At 73.5% G+C, this 5,394-nt stretch carries 3 protein-coding genes; 2 read left to right on the top strand and 1 reads right to left on the bottom strand.

All coding sequences use genetic code 11. The features are described 5' to 3' along the window. On the bottom strand, nucleotides 1–3,034 hold a 3,034-nt coding region (locus EHS43_RS46825), incomplete at its 3' end, for an AMP-binding protein (RefSeq protein WP_221740795.1). 249 nt (nucleotides 3,035–3,283) lie between these two features. Here EHS43_RS46825 and EHS43_RS36310 point away from each other — a divergent pair. Further along, nucleotides 3,284–4,099 carry a hypothetical protein gene (locus EHS43_RS36310; RefSeq protein ID WP_125194864.1) on the top strand — a complete coding sequence of 272 codons (816 nt, stop codon included), beginning with the start codon at nucleotides 3,284–3,286 and terminating at the stop codon, nucleotides 4,097–4,099. Nucleotides 4,100–4,113: 14 nt separating this feature from the next. Beyond that, the gene (locus EHS43_RS36305) at nucleotides 4,114–5,280 is read left to right on the top strand and encodes a 3-dehydroquinate synthase (protein ID WP_125194863.1); all 1,167 of its coding nucleotides are present in this window, start codon (nucleotides 4,114–4,116) and stop codon (nucleotides 5,278–5,280) included. Nucleotides 5,281–5,394: the final 114 nt, after the last annotated feature.

Raw genomic sequence — 5,394 nt, 5'->3', positions numbered from 1 at the left:
CCCGGGACACCCCGCCGACGTCGCGGACGCGGGCGGTCTCGGTGCGCACGATCTCCAGCAGGATGCGCAGCCGGTCCGCCTCCGGCAGCGGGGCCAGGCGGTCACGCAGCGCCTCGGCGACGGACAGGTCGGCGGGCGCCGACGCGGCGGAGACGTCGATCAGGCCGGAGAGCAGCGGGGACAGCGCCGACGGCTTCGAGGAGCCGGGCACCCGTGCCGCGCTCGCGGCGAGGGCCGCGGTGTCCAGGGCCAGCGGCAGGCAGTGCACGGTCCCGGTCAGCAGGGCCGCGTCGAACATGGCGAGGCCCTCCGCGCGGGTCAGGTCGCGCACCCCGGTGACCTGCTCGCCGGCCCCGTCCACGACCGAGGTCGGCTCCCACGGGCCCCAGCTCAGCGACAGCGCGGGCAGGCCGCGGTCGGCGCGGTGCCGGGCGAGCGCGTCGAGGAAGGAGCCGTAGGCGGCGCGGTCCGGGTCGGCGGGGGAACCCAGCAGGGTGTCGGCCGGGGAGCAGACGACGAACTCCGTCAACTCCGCGTGGGAGCGGGAGAGTTCGTGCAGGTTCAGCACTGCCGCGACGGCGGCCTCCAGGGCGCGGTCGGGGCGGTGGCTGAGCGCGGTCCGCCAGCCGTGGACGTGCACGATCGCGCCGAGCGGCCGTTCAGCGCGCTCCAGTGCGGCGGTCAGGGCTTTGCGGTCGGCCGGGTCGCAGGCGGCGGTGGTCACCGTGGCGCCGTGGGCGGCCAGTTCGGCGCACAGGGCTGACAGGTTCTCGTCCTCGGTGTCGTAGGCGCCGAGGAGCAGCAGGTGGCGGGCGTGGTGGCCGGTGACCAGGTGCCGGGCCAGCGTGCCGCCCTGCGCGCTGTCGGCGCCGGTGACGACGACAGTGTGCCCGGGGTCGATGCCGGGGCGGTCCTGCGGCTCGGCGGTGACGGGGACCCGGGCCAGCCTCGGGACCACCAACGCCCCTGCCCGCAGTGCGAGTTGGGTCTCGCCGCCGGTCAGGGCCGCAGGCAGGGCCTCCCGCGAGGCGGGCGTCTCGTCCAGGTCCACGACGACGAGACGGCCGGGGTGCCGGGCCTGCAGGGAGCGCAGCAGACCCCACACGGGGGCGTGCGCGATGTTCTGCACGGTCTCGCCGGGGCCGGTGGTCACGGCCCCGTGGGTGGCCACGGCGACTCGGGTGCCGGCCAGGCGCGCGTCGGCGAGCAGACCGGCCAGCTCGTCGGCCAGCCCGCGCACGGCACGGCGTACCCCCGCGGCGAAGTCCGCGGCGGCCGCGGCCCGCGGCACGTCGAGCGCGAGTACGACGGTTTCGGGCGCGGTGTCGCCACGGGCCAGCCGCGTGTCCAGTGCCGCGGCGAGGGCGGCGGGGTCGGGGCCGGTCAGGTACCAGGACGTGGCCGCCGCCTCCGTGTCGGCCGGGAGCGCCACCGGTATCCAGTCGACCCGCAGCAGTGACTCGAAGTGGGTGCTGTTCGCCGCGCGCAGGCGCAGCGGGCCCTGCAGGAGCCGGTGGCGGACGATCTTCCCGGACGGGGTGCGGGGGATCAGCTCCGTCTCGTACAGCTCATCGGGGACCTTGTGGTACGCGAGCCGCTCGCGGCAGGCGGCGTACACGAGTTCGGGGTCCAGGCCCTCGGGGCCCGGCACCAGGAAGGCGACCGGCACCTCGCCGAGCACGTCGTGCGGGCGGGCGACCACGGCGGCGTCGGCGACGCCGGGCACCTGGCGCAGCACCTCCTCGATCTCGCCGGGGTGGATGTTCTCGCCGCCGCGGATGACGAGCTCCTTGAGCCGGCCGGTGACGGTGAGGTGGCCGGCCTCGTCGCGGCGGGCCAGGTCGCCGGTGCGGTACCAGCCCTCGCCCAGCGCCTCCTCGGTGGCCTCGGGGTCGTTGTGGTAACCCGCCATCACGTTGGGCCCGTTGACCCACACCTCGCCGTCCTCGCCGGCGGCCACGTCGGCGCCGGTGTTCGCGTCGACCAGGCGCACCTCGACCCCCGGCACCGGCAGCCCGCAGGAACCCTCCACATGGGGGCCCGACGGGCGGCTCATGGCGATGGAACCGCAGGTCTCGGTGGAGCCATAGGCGTCCAACAGCGCTGCGCCGTAAGCCTGTTCGAAGGCGGAGTGCAGGGACGCCGTCGTCACCGCGCCGCCCACCAGGCAGACCCGCAGCCGCGGCGCCTCGAAGTCCTCCCGGGCGGCGGCCCGCACCAGCTGGTGGTACATCGTCGGCACGCCCGCCAGGAACGTGGCGTCCTCCGCGCGCACCGCCCGCAGCACGTCGTCCGCGTCGAAGCCGTCCACCAGCCGCACCGAGGCGCCGACGGCGGTGGCCGCGACCACGCACACGATGTGCGACAGGCTGTGGAACAGCGGCAGCGGCCACACCATGCGGTCGTCCTCGGACAGCCCGGGGATCGGCACATAGCTCGCGGCCACCGACCACAGGGCGTTGCGCTGGGTCGAGCGCACACCCTTGGGCCGGCCCGTGGTGCCGGAGGTGTAGAGGATCCACGCCACCTCGTCCAGAGCGAGGTCGTCCCGGGCCGGGACCGGCGGTTCGGTGGTGGCGAGCTTCTCGAACGACACGGTGCCGGCGAGCTGTTCGGTGCCGGTCACCACGATGCGGACGGGGTCGCCGCCGGTCTGCAGGGTGCCGAGGACGCGCCGCACCTGGTCGAGGTGGACGCGGTCCGTGACGACCAGCCGGGCACCGCTGTCGCTCAGCAGGTGCGTCAGCTCCGCGTCCGTGGAGCGCGGGTTCAGCGGCACGCCGATCGCCGCCGCCCGGGTGATCGAGAGGTAACTCTCCACCATCTCCACGCAGTTGCCGAGCAGGATCGCCGCCCGGTCGCCCGGCTGGAGCCGCAGCGCCGCCAGCTGCCCCGCCAGGTTGGCGGTCCGCCGGGCCAGTTCGGCATGGCTGACCGAGCGCCGCGCGTCGCGGTAGGCCACCTTGTCCCCGAAACGGTTCGCGTGGGCTGCGAGCAGCTTCGGCAGCGGTTGGATCAGCTCGGTCCGCAGCATGTCCATACACCTCTCGGTAACACGGCGACAACGAAATGCGGTGGGGCTCAGTCATTCGGTACGGCCCACATTCCCGCACCGCACTTCGTTCCGGTAACCCCAGTCAGCCCCCCTAAGAGAGCCCTTATTGCGGACGTGGCGGAAATCATTGCGACAGAGCACGGGAGGGGGATATCAGGCGCCTCTAGCATGGGCAGAAGCCCGTTCCGTACGCACCATTCAGTCGCCCACAGAACTGAGGCAATCCACATGAATCTGCAGTTCACCCATGCGCGTGTCACCGCGCCCGAGACCACCGGGGCGGACGGCATCACCCGCCCCCGACCTCCCGAAACCATCGTCGACCTGGTACGCGACCTGCGTGCCGTGGAATCCGGGAGCCGGTGGTTCTTCCACTGGACGGAGGTCGCCGAACGGCCCGCCATCGATCTTTGGGCCGGTGTTCCTGCGGCGCTTTCCCAGGAGTTCACCGGGCATTTCTCGAACCTGCTGGAACAGATAGGGGTGCCCCCCGAACACGCCCCTACGGCACCGCTATTCCCGTCCATCGAATGCGACGACGACGTCGCCATGGCGTCCAGCGAACTCGCCCTCGCCGCCGCCCGGGAACCCGCCCTCGACTACCGGACCCAGCTCGTCGTCGCCGTCTGGCATCTGCGCCACGTCGTCGCGCTCATCGAGGAATCCGGGCGGCGCGGATTCCTGTTCCGCTGCTGGCAGCACCACACGGCCCGGCTGACGCCCGCCCAGCGCACCGAGCTGTGCTCCCGCGGCGTGGAGAGCGCGGACGTGCTGCGGGAGGGGCTGCCGGCCATGGGCCCCGACACCGAGCGCGGCTGGGACACCTACCTGCGCACCCTGCGCCGTAACGCCCGGACCTGGGCGGCCGAGGGGGCACCGGTCAACTACCTGCTCTTCGAGCACGCCCATCTGACCCTGCGCCGGCTGAGGGTGCCGCCGTCCGTCGAGGCGCTCGCGGCCCGCACCGTGCGCCTCGCTCTCACCCCGTCCGGCGCGGACCTGCAACCGGTCGCGGTACCGGGCGCCGTGCTGCAGAGCGCGTGAGGAAGGAGACCGTGATGAGCCAGTCCGTGACGGGCCCGGCCACGACCGGCCGGCCCGTGAGGGGCCGGGCCCCGAGGAGCCCGGTGCCGTCCTCGCACCGCCGCGTGGACGTCGAACTCGGCGACCGCGCCTACCCCGTGCACATCGGCCACGGCGTCCGCGCCCTGCTGCCCGGCCTGGTCGCGGCGGCCGGTGCCACGCGGGCCGCCGTGGTGTCGGCCCGCCCCGAGCACGAACTGCCGGCGCTCGGCGTGGACACGCTGTGGCTGACGGCGAGCGACGGCGAGACCAACAAGACGCTCGCCACCGTCGCCGAACTGTGCGAGCGGTTCGCCGAGTTCGGCCTGACCCGCTCCGACGTGGTGATCTCCTGCGGCGGCGGCACCACCACCGACACCGTCGGACTCGCCGCCGCGCTGTATCACCGGGGCACGCCCGTCATCCATCTGCCGACCTCGCTGCTGGCCCAGGTCGACGCCAGCATCGGCGGCAAGACCGGAGTGAACCTTCCCGAGGGCAAGAACCTCGTCGGCACCTACTGGCAGCCGCGCGCGGTGCTCTGCGACACCGAGTTCCTCGCCACCCTGCCGCCTCGTGAACGCACCAACGGCTACGGCGAGTTGGCCCGCTGCCACTTCATCGGGGCGGCCGGTCTCGGTGGTCTGCCGCTGGACGAGCAGATCGCCCGCAGCGTCGAGCTGAAGGCGTCCGTGGTCTCCCGCGACGAACGCGACCAGGGTCTGCGGCACATCCTCAACTACGGCCACACCCTGGGCCACGCCCTGGAACGGGCCACGGGGTACGCCCTGCGGCACGGTGAGGCGGTCGCCGTCGGCACCGTCTTCGCGGGCCGGCTCGCCGGTGCCCTGGGCCGCATCCCGCGGTCCCGGGTCGCGGAACACCGGGACGTGGTCGCCTCGTACGGCCTGCCGACGGCCCTTCCCGCCGACGTGGACCATGACGCCCTGATCGGCTACATGCGCCGCGACAAGAAGGCGGAGGGCCACGGTCTGACGTTCGTCCTGGACGGTCCCGACGGCCCTGAACTGGTGCCGGACGTACCGGAGTCGGTCGTACGGGAGCAACTGACCGCGATGCCGAGCTCCGCGGACCCGCTGGGGGCGGAGGCCTCGCGACCCACGGAGCCGACGGTCATGCCCCCGCCCTACCGAACCGACTGAGCCACGGCTCCGACCGGAGACGGGGCCCCGGGGTACTGGACCCCGGGGCCCCGTTGTTCTGTTGATGGCGGCGGCGGTTCGAGTACGGACGGTGGTCCGTGCGTCGGGTGGGCC

The organism is Streptomyces sp. RP5T, from assembly GCF_003933965.1.
In the GTDB taxonomy this organism is placed as follows: Bacteria; Actinomycetota; Actinomycetes; order Streptomycetales; family Streptomycetaceae; genus Streptomyces.
The sequence above is the reverse complement of the archived record's forward strand: the minus strand, read 5'-3'. Positions and strand labels throughout refer to the sequence as shown.